This is a genomic window from Enterobacter sp. UPMP2061 (assembly GCF_053709615.1).
This window is the reverse complement of sequence record NZ_JBSKJP010000007.1, coordinates 155,945-174,830: the sequence shown is the minus strand read 5'-3', so window position 1 is coordinate 174,830 and position 18,886 is coordinate 155,945. Positions and strand designations below refer to the sequence as shown.

The 18,886-nt window shown below is 57.1% G+C and carries 13 protein-coding genes; 3 read left to right on the top strand and 10 right to left on the bottom strand.

Going from position 1 to position 18,886, the window contains the following annotated elements; genetic code table 11:
* From rsmA to lptD, 4 genes are read right to left on the bottom strand one after another with little or no spacing between them, the layout of a single operon-like run.
* Window positions 1-822 carry a 16S rRNA (adenine(1518)-N(6)/adenine(1519)-N(6))-dimethyltransferase RsmA gene (gene rsmA, locus ACWKXX_RS15265; RefSeq protein WP_032620900.1) on the bottom strand — a complete coding sequence of 274 codons (822 nt, stop codon included), beginning with the start codon at window positions 820-822 and terminating at the stop codon, window positions 1-3.
* Entirely contained in the window at window positions 819-1,805 is a 987-nt protein-coding gene (pdxA, locus tag ACWKXX_RS15260; RefSeq protein WP_032620901.1) for a 4-hydroxythreonine-4-phosphate dehydrogenase PdxA, read from the bottom strand. Before pdxA ends, rsmA begins: the two co-directional genes overlap by 4 nt.
* The gene (surA, locus tag ACWKXX_RS15255; RefSeq protein WP_017383803.1) at window positions 1,805-3,091 is read right to left on the bottom strand and encodes a peptidylprolyl isomerase SurA; all 1,287 of its coding nucleotides are present in this window, start codon (window positions 3,089-3,091) and stop codon (window positions 1,805-1,807) included. Before surA ends, pdxA begins: the two co-directional genes overlap by 1 nt.
* A gap of 53 nt (window positions 3,092-3,144) precedes the next feature.
* A complete protein-coding gene (gene lptD / locus ACWKXX_RS15250; protein ID WP_017383802.1) occupies window positions 3,145-5,496 on the bottom strand; it encodes an LPS assembly protein LptD in 2,352 nt (783 codons plus the stop codon).
* A 239-nt stretch (window positions 5,497-5,735) separates the two neighbouring features.
* Between lptD and djlA the strand changes: the two genes are divergently transcribed.
* The gene (gene djlA / locus ACWKXX_RS15245; RefSeq protein WP_015572652.1) at window positions 5,736-6,551 is read left to right on the top strand and encodes a co-chaperone DjlA; all 816 of its coding nucleotides are present in this window, start codon (window positions 5,736-5,738) and stop codon (window positions 6,549-6,551) included.
* A gap of 31 nt (window positions 6,552-6,582) precedes the next feature.
* Here the strand turns inward: djlA and rluA are convergent, their stop codons facing one another.
* The 6 genes from rluA to araB all read right to left on the bottom strand — a co-directional run bounded on the left by rluA (window position 6,583) and on the right by araB (window position 16,807).
* On the bottom strand, window positions 6,583-7,242 hold the full coding sequence (gene rluA, locus ACWKXX_RS15240; protein WP_261666442.1) for a bifunctional tRNA pseudouridine(32) synthase/23S rRNA pseudouridine(746) synthase RluA: 660 nt from the start codon (window positions 7,240-7,242) through the stop codon (window positions 6,583-6,585).
* Window positions 7,243-7,254: 12 nt separating this feature from the next.
* Window positions 7,255-10,161 (bottom strand): RNA polymerase-associated protein RapA, encoded by a 2,907-nt coding sequence (rapA, locus tag ACWKXX_RS15235; RefSeq protein WP_015572654.1) that lies wholly within the window; start codon window positions 10,159-10,161, stop codon window positions 7,255-7,257.
* Between the two features lie 127 nt (window positions 10,162-10,288).
* Window positions 10,289-12,646 carry a DNA polymerase II gene (gene polB, locus ACWKXX_RS15230; protein WP_023303069.1) on the bottom strand — a complete coding sequence of 786 codons (2,358 nt, stop codon included), beginning with the start codon at window positions 12,644-12,646 and terminating at the stop codon, window positions 10,289-10,291.
* A 156-nt stretch (window positions 12,647-12,802) separates the two neighbouring features.
* Window positions 12,803-13,498: an L-ribulose-5-phosphate 4-epimerase gene (gene araD / locus ACWKXX_RS15225; RefSeq protein ID WP_015572655.1), complete on the bottom strand. Its 696-nt coding sequence runs from the start codon at window positions 13,496-13,498 to the stop codon at window positions 12,803-12,805.
* A gap of 86 nt (window positions 13,499-13,584) precedes the next feature.
* Window positions 13,585-15,087 (bottom strand): L-arabinose isomerase, encoded by a 1,503-nt coding sequence (araA, locus tag ACWKXX_RS15220; protein WP_015572656.1) that lies wholly within the window; start codon window positions 15,085-15,087, stop codon window positions 13,585-13,587.
* A 10-nt stretch (window positions 15,088-15,097) separates the two neighbouring features.
* Entirely contained in the window at window positions 15,098-16,807 is a 1,710-nt protein-coding gene (gene araB, locus ACWKXX_RS15215) for a ribulokinase (RefSeq protein ID WP_047731000.1), read from the bottom strand.
* Between the two features lie 337 nt (window positions 16,808-17,144).
* On the opposite strand from araB, the gene araC reads away from it, so the two are divergent.
* Entirely contained in the window at window positions 17,145-17,990 is an 846-nt protein-coding gene (araC, locus tag ACWKXX_RS15210; protein WP_003856402.1) for an arabinose operon transcriptional regulator AraC, read from the top strand.
* A gap of 118 nt (window positions 17,991-18,108) precedes the next feature.
* Window positions 18,109-18,876, top strand: coding sequence for a DedA family protein (locus ACWKXX_RS15205; RefSeq protein ID WP_015572658.1), 768 nt, complete (start codon window positions 18,109-18,111; stop codon window positions 18,874-18,876).
* The last annotated feature ends 10 nt before the right edge of the window (window positions 18,877-18,886 follow it).

Below are 18,886 nucleotides of genomic sequence, written 5' to 3'. Positions count from 1 at the left end.
TTAGCTCTCCTTCGGCGGCGCATTGTCGCTGATGTAATTAGCCAGCTTGCAGTACTGCTCTACGGAAATATTTTCCGCACGCATTGCCGGGTCGATGCCCAACTCAGCTAATACGTCAACGGTAAACAGATTGCCAAGGCTGTTACGAATCGTTTTACGGCGCTGGTTAAAGGCTTCTGTCGTGATACGGCTCAGTATACGCAGGTCTTTGACCGGGTACGGCATCGTTTTATGTGGCACCAGGCGCACAACCGCAGAATCTACTTTTGGCGGCGGCGTGAACGCGGAAGGCGGTACTTCTAATACCGGGATCACGTTGCAGTAATATTGCGCCATCACGCTTAAACGACCATACGCTTTACTGTTCGGCCCTGCAACCAGACGGTTAACGACCTCTTTTTGCAACATGAAGTGCATGTCGGCAATGGCATCAGTATAGCTAAACAGATGGAACATCAGCGGGGTGGAGATGTTGTACGGCAGGTTACCGAACACGCGCAGCGGCTGTCCCATTTTTTCTGACAGTTCGCCGAAGTTCATGGTCATCGCATCCTGTTGATAAATCGTCAGCTTCGGCCCGAGGAACGGGTGCGTTTGCAGACGTGCGGCCAGATCGCGGTCGAGTTCGATAACGGTCAGTTCGTCGAGGCGTTCGCCTACCGGCTCGGTCAGCGCGGCAAGACCCGGGCCGATTTCGACCATGGCCTGACCTTTCTGCGGATTAATGGCAGAAACGATACTGTCGATCACAAACTGATCGTTGAGGAAGTTTTGCCCGAAGCGTTTACGGGCTAAGTGGCCCTGATGGACTCGATTAGTCATTGAGTATTAACAATCATTTTGATGGCGAGATTAAGCGCCGTAATAAAACTGCCGACATCCGCTTTTCCCTGGCCTGCCAGATCCAGCGCAGTACCGTGGTCAACGGACGTTCGAATAAAGGGTAAACCGAGGGTGATATTCACCCCGCGGCCAAAGCCCTGGTATTTTAGCACGGGCAGACCCTGATCGTGGTACATCGCGAGTACGGCGTCGGCATTATCCAGGTATTTGGGCTGGAAAAGGGTGTCGGCAGGCAGAGGCCCGCTGAGGTTCATCCCCTTCGCCCGCATCTCCTCAAGCACCGGAATGATGATGTCGATCTCTTCGGTGCCCATATGTCCGCCCTCACCCGCGTGCGGATTCAGGCCGCAAACCAGCACATGCGGCTGCGGAATGCCGAATTTGGTTTGCAGATCGTGATGCAAAATGCCAATGATCTCACGCAGGAGTTCAGGCGTAATGGCATCCGGAATGGCTTTGATCGGCAGGTGCGTTGTTACCAGCGCAACGCGCATTGCTTCGGTTGCCAGCATCATCACCACTTTCGGGCTGTGCGAACGCTCTTCGAAAAATTCGGTATGCCCGGTAAACGGAATGCCCGCGTCATTGATCACGCCTTTATGCACCGGACCGGTGATCAGGGCGGCAAATTCGCCCTGAAGGCAACCGTCACAGGCGCGCGCCAGCGTCTCGACAACGTAGTGGCCGTTTTCGGTGTGTAACTCACCGGGGACAACAGGCGCACGGAGCGGAACAGAAAGCAGGGTGAGAGTACCCGCCTGCTGCGGTGCGGGCTGTTGGCCTTCAACGTAAGGGAGGAGCGTTAAAGGCAGACCGAGCAAAGCTGCCCGGTCTTGTAACAGTGTTGCATCTGCGCAGACAACCAACTCTACCGGCCAGCTGCGCTGGGCGAGCTGAACCACAAGGTCAGGCCCAATCCCGGCGGGTTCGCCGGGGGTGATCACAACACGATGCGGTTTCATCAGTTGCTCAACACTTTCACGTAAGCGCTGGCGCGTTGTTCCTGCATCCAGGTTGCGGCTTCTTCAGAGAACTTACGGTTAAACAGCATGCGATACGCACGGTCTTTCTGCGCCGCGTCGGTTTTATCCACGTTGCGCGTGTCCATCAGCTGGATCAGATGCCAGCCGAAGGAGGAGTGTACCGGCGCGCTCATCTGGCCTTTATTCAGCTTCATTAACGCATCGCGGAAAGCCGGATCGTAAATATCCGCTGCCGCCCAACCCAGGTCACCGCCCTGGTTTGCAGAGCCAGGATCCTGAGAGAACTCTTTTGCCGCTTTATCGAAGGTGGTTTTACCGCTCTTGATGTCTGCCGCGATCTGTTCCAGCTTCGCACGAGCCTGATCGTCAGTCATGATCGGAGACGGCTTAAGCAGGATATGACGCGCATGCACTTCGGTAACCGAAATGTTCTGGCTCTGGCCGCGCAGGTCGTTCACTTTCAGAATGTGGAAGCCCACACCGGAACGGATTGGACCGACGATGTCGCCTTTCTTCGCCGTGCTCAGCGCCTGGGCAAACAGGGATGGCAGCTCCTGAATACGCCCCCAGCCCATCTGGCCGCCTTTCAGCGCCTGCTGGTCAGCGGAATAGGTGATCGCCAGCTTGCCGAAGTCATCGCCATTACGCGCCTGCTCAACGATAGCGCGCGCCTGGCTTTCCGCCTCAGCCGCCTGATCGGAGGTTGGGTTTTCCGGCAGTGGGATCAGGATGTGGCTCAGGTTAAGCTCAGTGCTGGCATCATTCTGATTCCCTACCTGTTTTGCCAGGGCATCCACTTCCTGAGGCAGGATGGTGACGCGGCGACGGACTTCATTGTTACGCACTTCTGAAATCAGCATCTCTTTACGGATCTGATTACGGTAGGTGGCATAGCTGATGCCGTCGTAGGCCAGGCGGCTACGCATCTGATCCGGGGTAATGTTGTTCTGCTTTGCAATGTTGGCGATCGCCTGATCGAGCTGCTCGTCAGAGATCGTCACGCCCATTTTCTGGCCCATCTGAAGAACAATCTGATCCATGATCAGACGCTCCAGGATCTGGTGGCGCAGCGTAGCGTCATCCGGAAGCTGTTGACCTGCTTCGCCCGAGTTGAGCTTTACAGATTTCATCAAACCGTCAACGTCACTTTCAAGCACGACGCCGTTGTTAACCACAGCCGCGACTTTATCGACAACCTGTGGGGCCGCGAAGCTGGTATTCGCAACCATAGCGACACCGAGTAGCAGCGTTTTCCAGTTCTTCATACTTTTTCCATTTCAATTAACCGCAAAGCGGATTACGTTGTAAATCAAGCACATTACAATGAACTACGATACGGCAGAATGTTCGAGCGCAGCATCTGCTGCGTGCCCAGACCGTAGTTAGAACTCAGGCCGCGCAACTCGATATTAAAGCCGATCACGTTATCATATTTGCCCTGACTGTTTTGCGTATCCCAGCCGTTAAGTTTGCGTTCGTAACCGACACGTATTGCGTAACAGCAGGAGTTGTATTGCAGACCCAGCATCTGGTCAGCAGGTTTTTGGGCATTCGTGTCATAGTAGTAGGCCCCGACGACTGACCAACGATCGGCGATCGGCCAGCTCGCGGCGGTACCCACCTGTGAAATACCGTCTTTGTATTGGTCTGTATTCGCATAGTTTGGCAGCGTCGCCTGGATATACTCCGGGCTGGCGTAACGGTACGTCAACTGCAACATGCGGTCTTCATCACGACGGTATTCGATGGCTGCGCTGCCCGTCGCGATATTGTCCAGTCGTGTATCGTACTGAACACCACCGCGCAGACCCCAACGATCCGTCATGCGCCAGTAGGTGTCGCCCGCCCATACCAGTGAGCCCGTTTTGTTGTCTTTCTCCCAGTTAATGTCGTCATCACCGGTACGAGACTCGGTGAAATAGTAGATTTGACCAACAGAAACGTTAAAACGTTCAACGGCAGCATCATCATATACGCGCGTTGTGACGCCAGTCGTTAACTGGTTAGCAGACGCAATACGGTCAAGCCCGCCGTAGGTACGGTCACGGAACAGGCCGCTGTAGTCTGATTGCAGGAAGGAAGAGTCGTAGTTTTGAATTTTGCTCTGATCGCGATAAGGCACATACAGATACTGCATACGCGGCTCAAGCGTCTGGGTGTATCCATCGGCGAGAAGGCCCATATCACGTTCGAAGATCAGCTTCCCGTCCATTTTGAATTGCGGAAGCGTACGGTTTACCGACTCTTCAAGATCGGTGCCATAGCGTTTGTTATACCAGTCCAGATTTTTCTGCTGGTAGTGGGTGGCCATCAGCTTAGCTTCGGTATTCAGGCTCGCCCAGTCGTTTGACCACGGCAGATTGATCGTCGGCTCGATATGCAGACGCGTTGATTCCGGCATATCCGAGTTGGTGTTGACGAAATGGACCGCCTGAGCATAAACGCGCGTGTCGAAAGGACCCACATCGTTCTGGTACCAGTTCACGTCCAGCTGCGGCTCGGCACCATAGGTACTACGCGATTGTGTATCAAATACCTGGAACTGTTTGGTCGACACCGTCGCGTCAAAGTTCTCAATGGCGTAGCCCACGCTGAATTTCTGCGTGGCGTAACCGTCGGTACTGGAGCCGTATTTAGAATCAAAGTCGTTGAAGTAATACGGATCGCTGACTTTGGTGTAGTCGATGTTGAAACGCCACACCTGATCCAATACCCCGGCGTGCTTCCAGTAGTACATCCAGCGGTGCTTATCACCTTCGCTCGGATGCTCGTCTTGGAACACCTTATCTGATGGCAGATAATCAAATTCCATCAGACCCGCGCCCGCCTTGGTCAGATAGCGGAATTCGTTCTCCCACATGATGTTACCGCGCTTATGGATATAGTGCGGCGTGATCGTGGCGTCCATGTTGGGCGCAATGTTCCAGTAGTACGGCAGGTAGAACTCAAAGTAGTTCGACGTGCTGTACTTGGCGTTCGGGATCAGGAAACCTGAACGACGTTTGTCACCCACAGGCAGTTGCAGGTAAGGGCTATAGAAAATGGGCACCGGGCCGAGTTTAAAACGGGCGTTCCAGATCTCTGCAACCTGTTCTTCACGGTCGTGGATCACTTCACTGCCCACAACGCTCCAGGTATTTGACCCTGGCAAACAGGAGGTAAACGTGCCGTTTTCGAGAATGGTGTAGCGGTTTTCGCCGCGCTGCTTCATCAGGTCCGCGGTACCGCGCCCCTGACGACCGACCATCTGGTAATCACCTTCCCAGACGTTGGTGTCTTTGGTATTCAGATTCGACCAGGCTTTCGGACCTTTCAGGATGACCTGATTGTCGTCATAGTGCACATTACCCAGCGCATCCACCGTACGGACAGGCGCCTGAGCACCTTCCGGTTGCTTCTGGTGCAATTGCACTTCGTCAGCAAGCAGGCGACTGTTTCCCTGGTTAATATCGACATTGCCCGTAAAGGTCGCATTGTCAGGATAATTACCTTTTGCACTGTCGGCATTAATGGTGACGGGTAAGTCATTCGTATCGCCTTTCACCAGTGGGCGATTGTAACTTGGGACGCCAAGCATACACTGCGAGGCGAGATCGGCTGCGAGCCCCTGTTGGCTATACAGGGCGGTGCCAATCATTGTGGCCAGAAGGGTGGGGATACGTTTTTTCATACGTTGTATTTTATTGTTCCGTCATCAGTGGCTACGGCTTACAAACGCTCAGAGACTATCTTACTCATCAGCGCAGTACCAGCGTTAATCCTGCCCGTTTGCGCGCCAGAGTGTTAGGCTCGCTATCGAATGACGAGTATGATAATGCAAATTATAGGCGATGTCCCTCAATTGACCGTGGCGCGACCACTGTAATGATGGCGTTGCGTCGGCCAGGAACATGACCATTCGGGGAGTATATGCAGTATTGGGGTAAAATAATCGGCGTTGCGTTCGCAATTATTATGGGTGCCGGATTCTGGGGTGTCGTTCTTGGCCTCATTATCGGCCATATGTTTGATAAAGCACGCAGCCGCAAAATGGCCTGGTTTGCTAACCAGCGCGAGCGCCAGTCACTCTTTTTCTCCACCACCTTCGAGGTGATGGGGCACTTAACCAAATCAAAAGGACGCGTAACGGAAGCCGATATTCAGGTGGCCAGCGTCTTTATGGATCGCATGAATCTGCACGGCGAATCCCGCATCGCGGCGCAGAATGCGTTTCGGATTGGTAAATCAGATCACTACCCGCTGCGTGAAAAAATGCGGCAGTTCCGTAGCATCTGTTTCGGGCGTTTTGATTTAATTCGGATGTTTCTGGAAATTCAAATCCAGGCCGCCTTCGCGGATGGCTCTCTGCATCCGAATGAACGGGACGTCCTGTATGTGATTGCTGAAGAGTTGGGCATTTCCCGCATGCAGTTCGATCAGTTCCTGCGCATGATGCAGGGCGGCGCGCACTTTGGCGGCGGTTATCAGCAGCAATCGTCCGGCGGCGGCTGGCAGCAGGCGCAGCGTGGCCCTACGCTTGAAGATGCCTGTAACGTCCTCGGCGTGAAGCCGTCTGACGATGTTACGACCATCAAACGCGCCTATCGTAAGCTGATGAGCGAGCACCATCCGGATAAGCTGGTGGCGAAAGGCCTGCCGCCAGAGATGATGGAGATGGCGAAACAGAAAGCGCAGGAAATCCAGAAAGCCTACGAGCTAATTAAAGAGCAGAAAGGTTTTAAATAAAAAAATGGCCCGACAGTGTCGGGCCATTTTTTCAGAAGTCCACCGGGGCTTTGAACGTCATGGCGTTGCCGAAAGCAGGGTGGATGATGGTGAGCGTCTGCGCATGCAGTTGCAGGCGCGGCGCTAACGCCAGCGCTTCCGGCGGCGCATAGAACCTGTCCCCCAGAATGGGGTGACCCATCGCAAGCATATGCACACGCAGCTGGTGGGAGCGCCCGGTAATCGGCTTCAGCAGGACGCGCGCGGTGTTATCCGGCGCGTTCTCCAGCACTTCATACTCGGTTTGCGCGGCCTTGCCGGTTTCGTAACACACCTTCTGCTTTGGCCGGTTCGGCCAGTCGCAAATCAGCGGTAAATCCACCAGCCCTTCCGCCTGCGCCGGATGGCCCCAGACGCGCGCGACATACTGTTTCTTCGGCTCGCGCTCGCGGAACTGACGCTTCAGCTCGCGTTCTGCCGCTTTATTCAGAGCCACCACAATCACGCCGCTGGTCGCCATATCCAGACGATGGACAGACTCGGCCTGGGGATAATCACGCTGGATACGCGTCATCACGCTGTCTTTATGCTCTTCCAGACGCCCCGGCACGGATAACAAGCCGCTCGGCTTGTTAACCACCATAATGTGCTCGTCCTGATACAGAATGACCAGCCACGGATCCATCGGGGGATTGTAGGGCTCCATTACCATCTTGCGCTCCGCTTACTGATGCGTCACAACGATAAGACGCAGGGCGTCGAGACGCCATCCCGCCTGATTCAGGCTTTCCAGCACCTGCTGGCGGTTGCTCTCAATGGCGGCCAGCTCATCGTCACGAATGTTAGGGTTCACTGCTTTCAACGCTTCCAGACGCGACAGCTCGGCAGAAAGCTTCTCATCGGCTTCGCTACGCGCCGCATCGATCAGCACTCTGGCCGCTTTTTCGGCCTGGGCTTCACCCAGTTGCAGAATGGCATGCACGTCCTGCTGCACCGCATTCACCAGCTTACTGCCGGTATGGCGGTTCACCGCGCTCAGCTGACGGTTGAAGCTTTCAAACTCCACCTGGCCGGCCAGGTTCGTACCGTTTTTATCCAGCAGCAGACGCACCGGAGTTGGCGGCAGGAAGCGGTTAAGCTGAAGCTGTTTCGGCGCCTGCGCTTCCACAACGTAGATCAGCTCCACCAGCAGCGTGCCCACAGGCAAGGCTTTGTTCTTCAACAGGGAGATGGTGCTGCTGCCGGTATCGCCGGAGAGGATCAGATCCAGACCGTTGCGGATCAGCGGGTGCTCCCAGGTGATGAACTGTGCATCTTCGCGGGAAAGCGCCACATCACGCTCAAAGGTGATGGTGCAGCCGTCTTCCGGCAGGCCCGGGAAATCCGGCACCAGCATATGATCGGACGGGGTCAGCACGATCATGTTCTCGCCGCGATCGTCCTGGTTAATGCCGACGATGTCGAACAGGTTCATGGAGAAGCTGATCAGGCTGGTGTCATCGTCCTGTTCTTCGATACTTTCGGCCAGCTGCTGCGCTTTTTCACCGCCGTTGGAGTGGATCTCCAGCAGGCGATCGCGACCCTGCTCCAGCTGAGCTTTCAGCGCGTCGTGCTTCTCTCGACAGGATTTGATCAGCTCATCAAAGCCCTCGGTGTTTTCCGGCGCCGCAAGGTAACCGATCAGATCGCTATGCACCTGGTCATAAATGGTGCGGCCCGTCGGGCAGGTATGTTCAAACGCATCCAGGCCTTCGTGGTACCAGCGAACCAGAACGGACTGGGCGGTTTTCTCCAGATACGGAACGTGGATCTGAATATCGTGCGCCTGACCGATACGATCCAGACGGCCGATACGCTGCTCCAGCAGATCCGGGTTAAACGGCAGATCGAACATCACAAGATTGCTGGCGAACTGGAAGTTACGGCCTTCAGAACCGATTTCGGAGCACAGCAGAACCTGCGCGCCGCTGTCCTCTTCACTAAACCACGCCGCAGCGCGGTCGCGCTCGATAATAGACATGCCTTCATGGAACACGGCGGCGCGAATACCTTCGCGCTCGCGCAGCACTTGTTCAAGTTGCAGGGCGGTGGCTGCCTTGGCGCAGATCACCAGCACCTTCCGGGAACGGTGCGCGGTCAGATAACCCATTAACCACTCCACGCGCGGATCGAAGTTCCACCAGGTGCCAGTGTCGCCTTCAAATTCCTGATAAATTTGCTCCGGGTAGAGCATATCGCGCGCGCGATCTTCCGCTGATTTACGGGTGCCCATAATGCCGGAGACTTTAATCGCCGTCTGGTACTGGGTCGGCAGCGGCAGTTTGATGGTGTGCAGCTCGCGTTTCGGGAAGCCTTTCACGCCGTTACGGGTGTTGCGGAACAGCACGCGGCTGGTGCCGTGACGGTCCATCAGCATGTCGATCAGCTCTTTACGCGCAGATCCCGCATTATCGCTGTCGCTGTTCGCGGCCTGAAGCAGCGGCTCAATATCCTGCTCGCCGATCAGATCGCTGAGGGTGTTAAGTTCATCATTAGAGAGACGATTACCGGCCAGCAGCAGCGCAACGGCGTCCGCCACCGGACGGTAGTTTTTCTGCTCTTCAACAAACTGCTCAAAATCGTGGAATCGGTTCGGATCGAGCAGGCGCAGACGGGCGAAGTGGCTCTCAAGACCCAGCTGCTCCGGGGTGGCGGTCAGAAGCAGAACGCCCGGTACGCGCTCGGCAAGCTGCTCAATCGCCATGTATTCACGGCTTGGCGCATCTTCGCTCCAGACGAGGTGGTGCGCTTCGTCGACGACCATCAGATCCCATTCTGCGTCGCACAGGTGCTCCAGGCGCTGCTTGCTGCGGCGTACGAAGTCCAGGGAGCAGATCACCAGCTGTTCGGTTTCAAACGGGTTGTCCGCGTCGTGCTGGGCTTCGGCATAGCGCTCGTCGTCGAACAGGGAGAAGCGCAGGTTAAAGCGGCGCAGCATCTCGACCAGCCACTGGTGTTGCAGCGTTTCCGGCACCACAATCAGCACGCGCTCGGCAGCGCCAGAGAGCAGCTGCTGGTGCAGGATCATGCCTGCTTCGATGGTTTTACCCAGGCCCACTTCGTCAGCCAGCAGCACGCGAGGCGCATGGCGACGGCCCACGTCATGGGCGATATTCAGCTGATGGGGAATAAGGCTGGTACGCTGGCCGCGCAGGCCGCTCCACGGCATGCGGTACTGTTCACTCTGGAACTTACGCGCGCGGTAGCGCAGGGAGAAGCGATCCATTCGGTCGATTTGCCCGGCAAACAGACGGTCCTGCGGCTTGCTGAAAACCAGTTTGCTGTCGAGCAGCACTTCACGCAGGATAACATTCGTCTCGTCGGTATCAAGACGCGTTCCAATGTAGGCGAGCAGTCCATTCTCTTCTTTTACGTCTTCAACCTTCAGCTGCCAGCCTTCGTGGCTGGTCACGGTGTCGCCCGGATTGAACATTACGCGGGTAACAGGGGAGTCATTGCGAGCGTACAGGCGGTTTTCACCGGTAGCAGGGAAAAGGAGGGTAACCATGCGCGCATCGACGGCAACGACGGTTCCTAATCCAAGTTCGCTTTCTGTATCGCTGATCCAGCGTTGACCAAGTGTAAAAGGCATAGTTGTTCGGCTCTAATCTTTAATTGCAGGCAATAGTTCGACCCCGTCAAAAAAGACGGTCATCGAAAAATGGGTCCGGGAATGGAAAGGGCGCTATGGTACTGGATGGCAACGGTTTCGTCACGCGTCAAAATAGCCCAAGTTGTCCTGTCACTAGTGTAGCAAAGTCGTCATTGATGAACGGTAAAATTCCCTCCGCAACCGGCTGAAGCTGGCGGGTCAGGTAGTGATCGTAATCGAGCGGAGACTGCTGGTAATCAACGGGTTCCGGGCCGTTAGTTGTCCAGACGTATTTGATCGTACCCCGGTTCTGATACTGCGGCGCACGGCCCCGGCGAACATTCTCTTCATCCGCCAGCCGCGCGGCGCGTACGTGGGGAGGAACGTTACGTTGATATTCGGCCAGCGGGCGGCGCAGGCGCTTGCGATACACCAGCTGGTCATCCAGTTCACCCGCCATCAGGCTGGCGATGGTGTCGCGCACGTAGTCCTGATACGGCTCGTTGCGAAACACCCGCAGGTAGAGCGTCTGCTGGAACTGCTGCGCCAGTGGCGTCCAGTCGGTGCGCACCGTCTCCAGCCCTTTAAAGACCATCCGCTGCGTGTCACCTTCCTGAATCAGCCCGGCGTAGCGCTTCTTGCTGCCCTGGTCGGTTCCGCGAATGGTCGGCATTAAAAAGCGGGCAAAATGGGTTTCAAACTCCAGCTCTAACGCGCTGGTTAACCGCTCTTTTTGCAAATTTTCGCGCCACCAGTCGTTCACGTAGGCGACCAGTTCTTTGCCGATTCGCGCGGCGTCGTCTTCTGAATGGGCCGCTTTCAGCCAGACAAAGGTGGAGTCGGTATCGCCATAAATAACGTCATAGCCCCGGGATTCAATCAGCGCTTTGGTCTGGCGCATAATGTCGTGCCCGCGCATGGTGATGGAAGACGCCAGCCGGGGATCAAAGAAGCGGCAGGCGCTGGTACCCAGCACGCCGTAAAAGGCGTTCATAATGATTTTCAGCGCCTGTGAGAGCGGCTTGTTGCCGTGGCGTTTCGCCTCGTCGCGGCCGTGCCAGATGTTTCCCACAATTTCGGGCAGGCAGTGTTTTTTCCGCGAGAAGCGAGCTCCAAGAAACCCTTCGGTGCTGTGCGCATCGTCTGGCTGGGCCATCCCCTCCACCAGCCCCACCGGATCAATCAGAAACGTGCGGATAATTGACGGGTACAGGCTTTTATAATCCAGCACCAGTACCGAGTCATACAGTCCGGGCCGTGAATCCATCACGTAACCGCCGGGGCTGGCCTGCGGCGGCACGTCGCCGAGATTAGGGGCGACATAGCCCGCCCGGTGCATCCGCGGGAAATAGAGGTGGCTGAAGGCCGCTACCGAGCCGCCGTGCCTGTCGACCGCGAGACCGTTCACCGTTGCGCGTTCCAGCAGGAACGGCATGATCTCGGTTTTGTGGAAGATCTGCGTCACCAGCTCGCAATCTTTCAGGTTATAGGTAGCGAGCGCCGGTTTATCCTCGTTAAAGCGCCGGTCGATCTCGTCCATTCGGTCCCAGGGATTGTCGATGGATTTACCTTCGCCGAGCAGTTCCTGGGCGACCGCTTCCAGCGAGAAGGAAGAGAAGTTCCAGAAGGCGGATTTCAGTGCCTCGATGCCGTCGATAATCAGGCGACCATTGGCCTGTGCAAAGAATACGCCGTTCTTAAAACCGTGCTCACGCCACTCCAGCTCGCTGTTGCCGCGCCCCAGAATCAGCGGGATACGGTAACGCTCGGCATGTTTTTGCAGCACGCGCAGGTCAAACTGCACCACGTTCCAGCCGATCAGCACGTCCGGGTCGTGCTCGGCAAACCACTGGTTAAGCTTCTCCAGCAGTTGCGGGCGGCTGTTGACGTACTCCAGATTAAAATCCAGCGCGGACGCATCGCCGTTCGGCGGCCCGAGCATATAGACAACCCGCTGCCCACAGCCTTCCAGACCAATGCAGTACAGTTCGCCGTGGCGGGTGGTTTCAATATCCAGCGACACCCACTTTAGCGGCGGGCGATAGTGCGGATTAGGCTTCAGGCGCGCGTTAACGATCCTGCCGTTTTGCGCGGTGCCATCTACCCAGACGGGGGCGGTGATAAACCGCTCCATCAGAAAGCGTTCAGGCGGGCGAATGTCGGCCTCGTAAAGCGTCACGCCTGCTTCACGAAGCAGCTTTTCATAGCGCATCAACTGGCGATGGGCGCGGCAGTAGAGGCCGTAAACCGGCTGGCGGTGGAAATCTTTCAGCTGGAGCGGCGTAAGGCGCCAGTTGTTTTCGCCGCGTAGCAGTTGTTTCACTTTCTCGACGTGAGCTTCAGGAATAAAGGCCACGGACTCCTGCGGCGGGAGCGTAACGTTTAGTGGGCCGTTGTCCGTTGCCAGCCAGAATTCAACCTCAGTACCCTGAGGGGTATCCCGCCAGTGTCTGGTCAGTAAAAAGCCTTCTTGCGCCTGCGTCACGCCGATATCCCATAAAACAAAACCAGGCCTGATTATAGCCTGGTTGAGGGGTGTTTGCTGGGGTTTTATACAGTGCCCGTTCCGCCGGATGGCGCTGCGCTTATCCGGCCTACAGGTTCCGCAGGCCCGGTAAGCGCAGCGTCACCGGGCAAGGGTTTACTGCCCGTAGTAGGCTTTCGCACCGTGCTTACGCAGGTAATGCTTATCCAGCAGGGTTTGCTGCATATCCGGCAGCTGCGGTGCCAACTGGCGGCAGAAGATCCCCATATAGGCGACTTCCTCCAGCACGATCGCGTTGTGCACCGCGTCCTCCGCGTTTTTACCCCAGGCAAACGGGCCGTGGGAGTGCACCAGCACGCCGGGCATTTGCGCCGCGTCGATTCCCTGTTTTTCGAAGGTTTCGACAATCACGTTCCCCGTTTCCCATTCGTACTCACCGTTGATCTCCGCATCGGTCATCAGACGCGTGCAGGGAATGGTGCCGTAGAAGTAGTCCGCGTGGGTGGTGCCGGTGGCCGGAATAGGCTGGCCCGCCTGCGCCCAGATGGTCGCGTGACGCGAATGGGTATGCACAATCCCGCCGATGGTCGGGAAGGCCTGATACAGCAGGCGATGAGTGGGCGTATCGGAGGAGGGCTTTTTATTGCCTTCAACCACTTCACCCGTTTCGATGCTGACCACCACCATGTCTTCTGCGGTCATTACCGTGTAATCCACGCCGGAAGGCTTGATCACGAACACCCCTTTTTCCCGGTCAACGGCGCTGACGTTGCCCCATGTCAGGGTTACGAGGTTATGTTTTGGCAGCGCCAGGTTGGCTTCGAGTACCTGACGTTTGAGATCTTCTAACATTGTCGTCTCCTGCCGGATGGCGCTGCGCTTATCCGGCCTACAGAACCGTAGGCCCGGTAAACGAAGTGCCACCGGGCACTCCGTACTTAGCGTTTTGAACCGTAATAGACTTCGTTCCAGCGCAGCGCGTCTTTAAAGGCTGGCAGACGGGTGTCGTTATCAATCACGGTCAGTTCGATGTCGTGCAGCTCGGCAAACTGACGCATATCGTTCAGGTCAAGCGCGTGGCTGAATACGGTGTGGTGCGCGCCGCCGGCCAGGATCCAGGCTTCCGAGGCGGTTGGCAGGTCAGGCTGCGCTTTCCACAAAGCGTTGGCGACCGGCAGCTTCGGCAGAGAATGCGGGGTTTCAACCGCATCGACGCAGTTCACCAGCAGGCGGAAACGATCGCCGAGGTCAATCAGGCTGGCGTTAATGGCCGGGCCGGTACGGGTGTTGAAGATCAGACGGGCCGGATCCGCTTTGCCGCCAATGCCGAGGTACTGCACGTCGAGGATCGGTTTCTCTTCAACCGCGATGGATGGACACACTTCCAGCATGTGCGAGCCGAGCACCAGATCGTTGCCGTTCTCGAAGTGGTAGGTGTAGTCCTCCATAAAAGAGGTGCCGCCCTGTAGACCGGTCGACATCACCTTCATGATGCGAAGCAGAGCGGCAGTTTTCCAGTCGCCTTCGCCCGCAAAGCCGTAGCCCTGCTGCATCAGACGTTGTACCGCCAGACCCGGGAGCTGTTTCAGGCCGTGGAGATCTTCAAAGGTGGTGGTGAAGGCATGGAAGCCGCCCTGTTCCAGAAAACGCTTCATGCCCAGCTCAATACGTGCGGCATCCAGCACGTTCTGGCGCTTGTCACCGTTGACCTGTGCCGCAGGCGTCAGGCGATAGCTGCTTTCGTACTCGTCCACCAGCGCGTTAACGTCGCCATCGCTGATGTCATTCACCACCTGCACCAGGTCGCCCACCGCCCAGGTGTTGACGGAGAAGCCAAATTTAATCTGCGCGGCCACTTTATCACCGTCGGTGACCGCCACTTCGCGCATGTTGTCGCCGAAACGCACCACTTTCAGGTGGCGGGTATCCTGCTTAGATACCGCCTGACGCATCCAGGAGCCAATACGTTTTTGTGCCTGACCGTCCTGCCAGTGCCCGGTCACCACGGCATGCTGTTGACGCATGCGCGCGCCGATGAAGCCGAACTCGCGGCCGCCGTGCGCGGTCTGGTTCAGGTTCATGAAGTCCATGTCGATGCTGTCCCACGGCAGGGAGGCGTTGAACTGCGTGTGGAATTGCAGCAGCGGTTTGTTGAGGATAGCCAGGCCGTTGATCCACATTTTGGCTGGCGAGAAGGTGTGCAGCCACACCACCAGGCCAGCGCATTTGTCATCGTAATTGGCATCGCGGCAAATGTTGGTGATTTCGTCCGGGGTGGTACCCAGCGGCTTCAGCACCAGTTTGCACGGCAGTTTGGCTTCCGCGTTCAGCGCATTCACAACGTGCTCCGCGTGTTTCGTCACCTGCTGCAACGCTTCCGGTCCGTACAAATGCTGGCTGCCAATCACAAACCACACTTCATAATTATTAAAAATGGTCATTATCGTGTCCTTAATGTGTCAGGGTTGCCGTAGTGTCCGCGGTGCTTTTGGCCGGGGCGGCGACAGGGAGATAGTGAAGTTCGGCGCTTTTTGCCCATTGCTGGTAGCGCTGATAAAGCTGTTCAAAGCGTTGTGCCTGCTGAGTCTGCGGCTGGAGCGTACTTTCGACGGCGCTCGCCATATGCTGTTGCGCGGTCGGGATATCCGCATGGACGCCTGCGGCCACGGCAGCGAAAATCGCGGCGCCCAGCGCACAGCACTGATCGGAGGCCACAATTTGCAGCGGCCGGTTCAGCACGTCGCAGCAGGCCTGCATAATCACCGGGTTTTTACGGGCGATGCCCCCCAGCGCCATCACGTTGTTTACGTCAATGCCCTGCCCGGTGAAGCACTCCATAATGGCGCGCGCGCCGAATGCGGTGGCGGCGATCAGGCCGCCAAACAGCGCGGGCGCGTCGGTCGCGAGGTTGAGATCGGTAATCACCCCTTTCAGACGCTGGTTGGCAAACGGCGTACGACGCCCGTTGAACCAGTCCAGCACCACCGGCAGGTGGTCGAGAGACGGATTTTTTGCCCAGGCTTCGGTGAGCTGCGGCAGGAGCTGTTTTTTGCTCGCGGTAATCTGTGTTTTCAGTTCAGGATGCGCGGCTGCCAGCTGATCCAGCGGCCAGCCGAGCACACGGCCAAACCAGGCGTAGATATCGCCGAAGGCGGACTGACCCGCTTCGAGGCCGATAAAATCGGGTACCACGCTGCCGTCAACCTGACCGCAGATGCCTTTCACCGCGCGGTCGCCGACGCTGGCTTTATCTGCCGTCAGAATGTCACAGGTGGAGGTGCCGATAACTTTCACCAACGTGTTGGGCTGCGCACCCGCGCCCACGGCACCCATATGGCAGTCGAACGCGCCGCCGGAAATGGTCACGTTTTGCGGCAGACCGAGGCGTTTCGCCCACTCTTCGCAGAGCGTGCCGACCGGAATATCGGCGGTGAAGGTGTCGGTAAACAGCGGGTATGTCAGGTTTTTGTTGATGATCGGATCGAGTTCATCGAAGAACGCTGCCGGAGGCAGCCCCCCCCAGCTTTCATGCCACAGCGATTTATGCCCGGCGCTGCAACGGCCGCGGCGGATATCCTGCGGGCGAGTGGTGCCGGAGAGCAGGGCGGGAACCCAGTCGCATAGCTCAATCCATGATGCCGCTGCCTGTGCGACCGACGCGTCCGCGCGGGTAACGTGCAGGATCTTGGCCCAGAACCACTCGCTGGAGTAAATCCCGCCGATGTAGCGGGAGTAGTCAGTTTTGCCCGGCTGATGGCATAAGCGGGTGATGGCTTCCGCCTCTTCCACGGCGGTATGGTCTTTCCACAGCACAAACATGGCGTTCGGGTTGTCGGCAAACTCCGGTCGCAGCGCCAGTACGCGGCCTTCGGCATCGACAGGGGCAGGCGTTGAGCCGGTGCTGTCGACGCCAATCCCCACGACATCGGCCCGCTGGGCGTCCGTCAACTCCGCCAGCACGGTTTTGATCGCCGCTTCCATTGATTCAATGTAATCATGCGGGTGGTGGCGGAACTGGTTGTTCGGCGCATCGCAGTAGCGCCCCTCTTGCCAGCGCGGATACCACTCAACGCTGGTTGCTATCTCCTGGCCAGTCGTACAGTCCACTGCCAGCGCGCGAACTGAGTCGCTGCCAAAATCGAGGCCAATTGCAATTGCCATGGTGTTGCTCCATCCAAAAAACAGGTATGGAAGAACATTAGAGACTGGGGACAAAAATCGTCAGGCAGGATCCGCTAATCTTATGGACTAAATTGCTGTAGCCACGCAAAGTGTGACGCCGTGCAAATATTCTATGTGGACATTTCTGCCGCACTTATAGACACTTTTGTTACTGCTTATCTGCCCGTACTGGCGGACAAATCAGGGGGGAAGGCTGAAACATGGCGGACGTAAAAGAGGCGTGATGCTTTTTGGATCTTTTCGCGGGCCATTTTTATACTGCTTTTATCGATATGGACAATTGGTTTCCTTCAGGACCCTTGGGAGAACTGAATCTATGGCCGAACCGCAAAACGATCCCTTACTGCCGGGCTACTCATTTAACGCCCATCTGGTGGCGGGGCTGACGCCAATTGAGGCCGAGGGATATCTCGATTTTTACGTCGATCGCCCTCTTGGCATGAAGGGATATATCCTGAACCTGACCGTACGCGGAGAAGGGGTCGTCAAAAACGGGGATCAGCAGTTTATCTGCCGCCCCGGTGATATGCTGCTGTTCCCGCCGGGGGAGATCCACCACTACGGGCGCCATCCGGATGCCAAAGAGTGGTATCACCAGTGGGTCTATTTCCGTCCGCGCGCCTACTGGCAGGAGTGGCTCTCGTGGCCGGCCATTTTCGCCCATACCGGTTTATATCGCCCGGATGAGGCGCATCTGGCGCAGTTCCGTGAGCTGTTCGCACAGATTATTGAGGCAGGGCAGGCGGGCGGGCGCTACGCCGAACTGCTGGCCATCAACCTGCTTGAACAGGTGCTGCTGCGCCGCATGGAGGCCATCAACGAGTCGCTTAATCCGCCGCTGGACAACCGCGTCCGCGACGCCTGCCAGTACATCAGCGACCACCTTGCCGACAGCCAGTTTGATATTGCCAGCGTCGCCCAGCATGTGTGTCTGTCGCCGTCACGGCTCTCTCATCTGTTCCGCCAGCAGCTTGGCGTGAGTGTACTCAGCTGGCGTGAGGATCAGCGCATCAGCCAGGCGAAACTGCTGCTCAGCACCACCCGAATGCCTATCGCCACCGTCGGGCGTAACGTCGGCTTTGAAGATCAGCTCTATTTCTCTCGCGTGTTTAAGAAGTGCACCGGTGCCAGCCCGAGCGAATTCCGTGCGGGATGTGAATAATCGGTAAACATTCAGGTGAACTTCAGGCGCATCTTGTAAACTATTCAGACAATTGATGCCTTGACGCGGTGCAGGGCGCTAAGCAGAATCGCTGATTCGTTTTCTGACCGGAATAGTTATGCAGGCATTGCTGGAACATTTTATTACCCAGTCCGTTATGTATTCGCTCATCGCCGTGGCGCTGGTGGCGTTTCTGGAGTCGCTGGCGCTGGTCGGGCTGATCCTGCCCGGCACCGTGATGATGGCGGGGCTTGGGGCGCTGATCGGCAGCGGCGAGGTCAATTTCTGGCAGGCGTGGATGGCCGGTATTATTGGCTGTTTGCTGGGGGACTGGATCTCCTTCTGGCTGGGCTGGCGCTTTAAGAAGCCGCTGCACCGCTGGTCGTTCATGAAAAAAAATAAAGCGCTGCTGGATAAAACCGAGCACGCGCTGCACCAGCACAGCATGTTCACCATCCTCGTGGGGCGCTTCGTTGGCCCAACGCGCCCGCTGGTGCCGATGGTGGCCGGGATGCTGGATCTGCCCGTCGCGAAGTTTGTGGTGCCGAACATCATCGGCTGCGTCTTCTGGCCGCCGTTCTACTTCCTGCCGGGGATCCTGGCGGGCGCGGCCATCGATATTCCTGACGGTATGCAAAGCGGTGAGTTCAAGTGGCTGCTGCTGGGAACGGCGGTCCTGCTGTGGCTGGCGGTCTGGCTCTGCTGGCGCCTGTGGCGCAGCGCGAAAGCCAGTGTTGATCGCCTGACGCGCTATCTTCCGCGCTCTCGCCTGCTCTGGCTGGCCCCGCTGACGCTGGGGGTGGCTGTCGTGGCGCTGGTGGCGCTGATTCGCCACCCGCTGATGCCGGTGTACGGTGAGATCCTGTTGAAGGTGGTGAGCCGTTAAACGCCGGGCG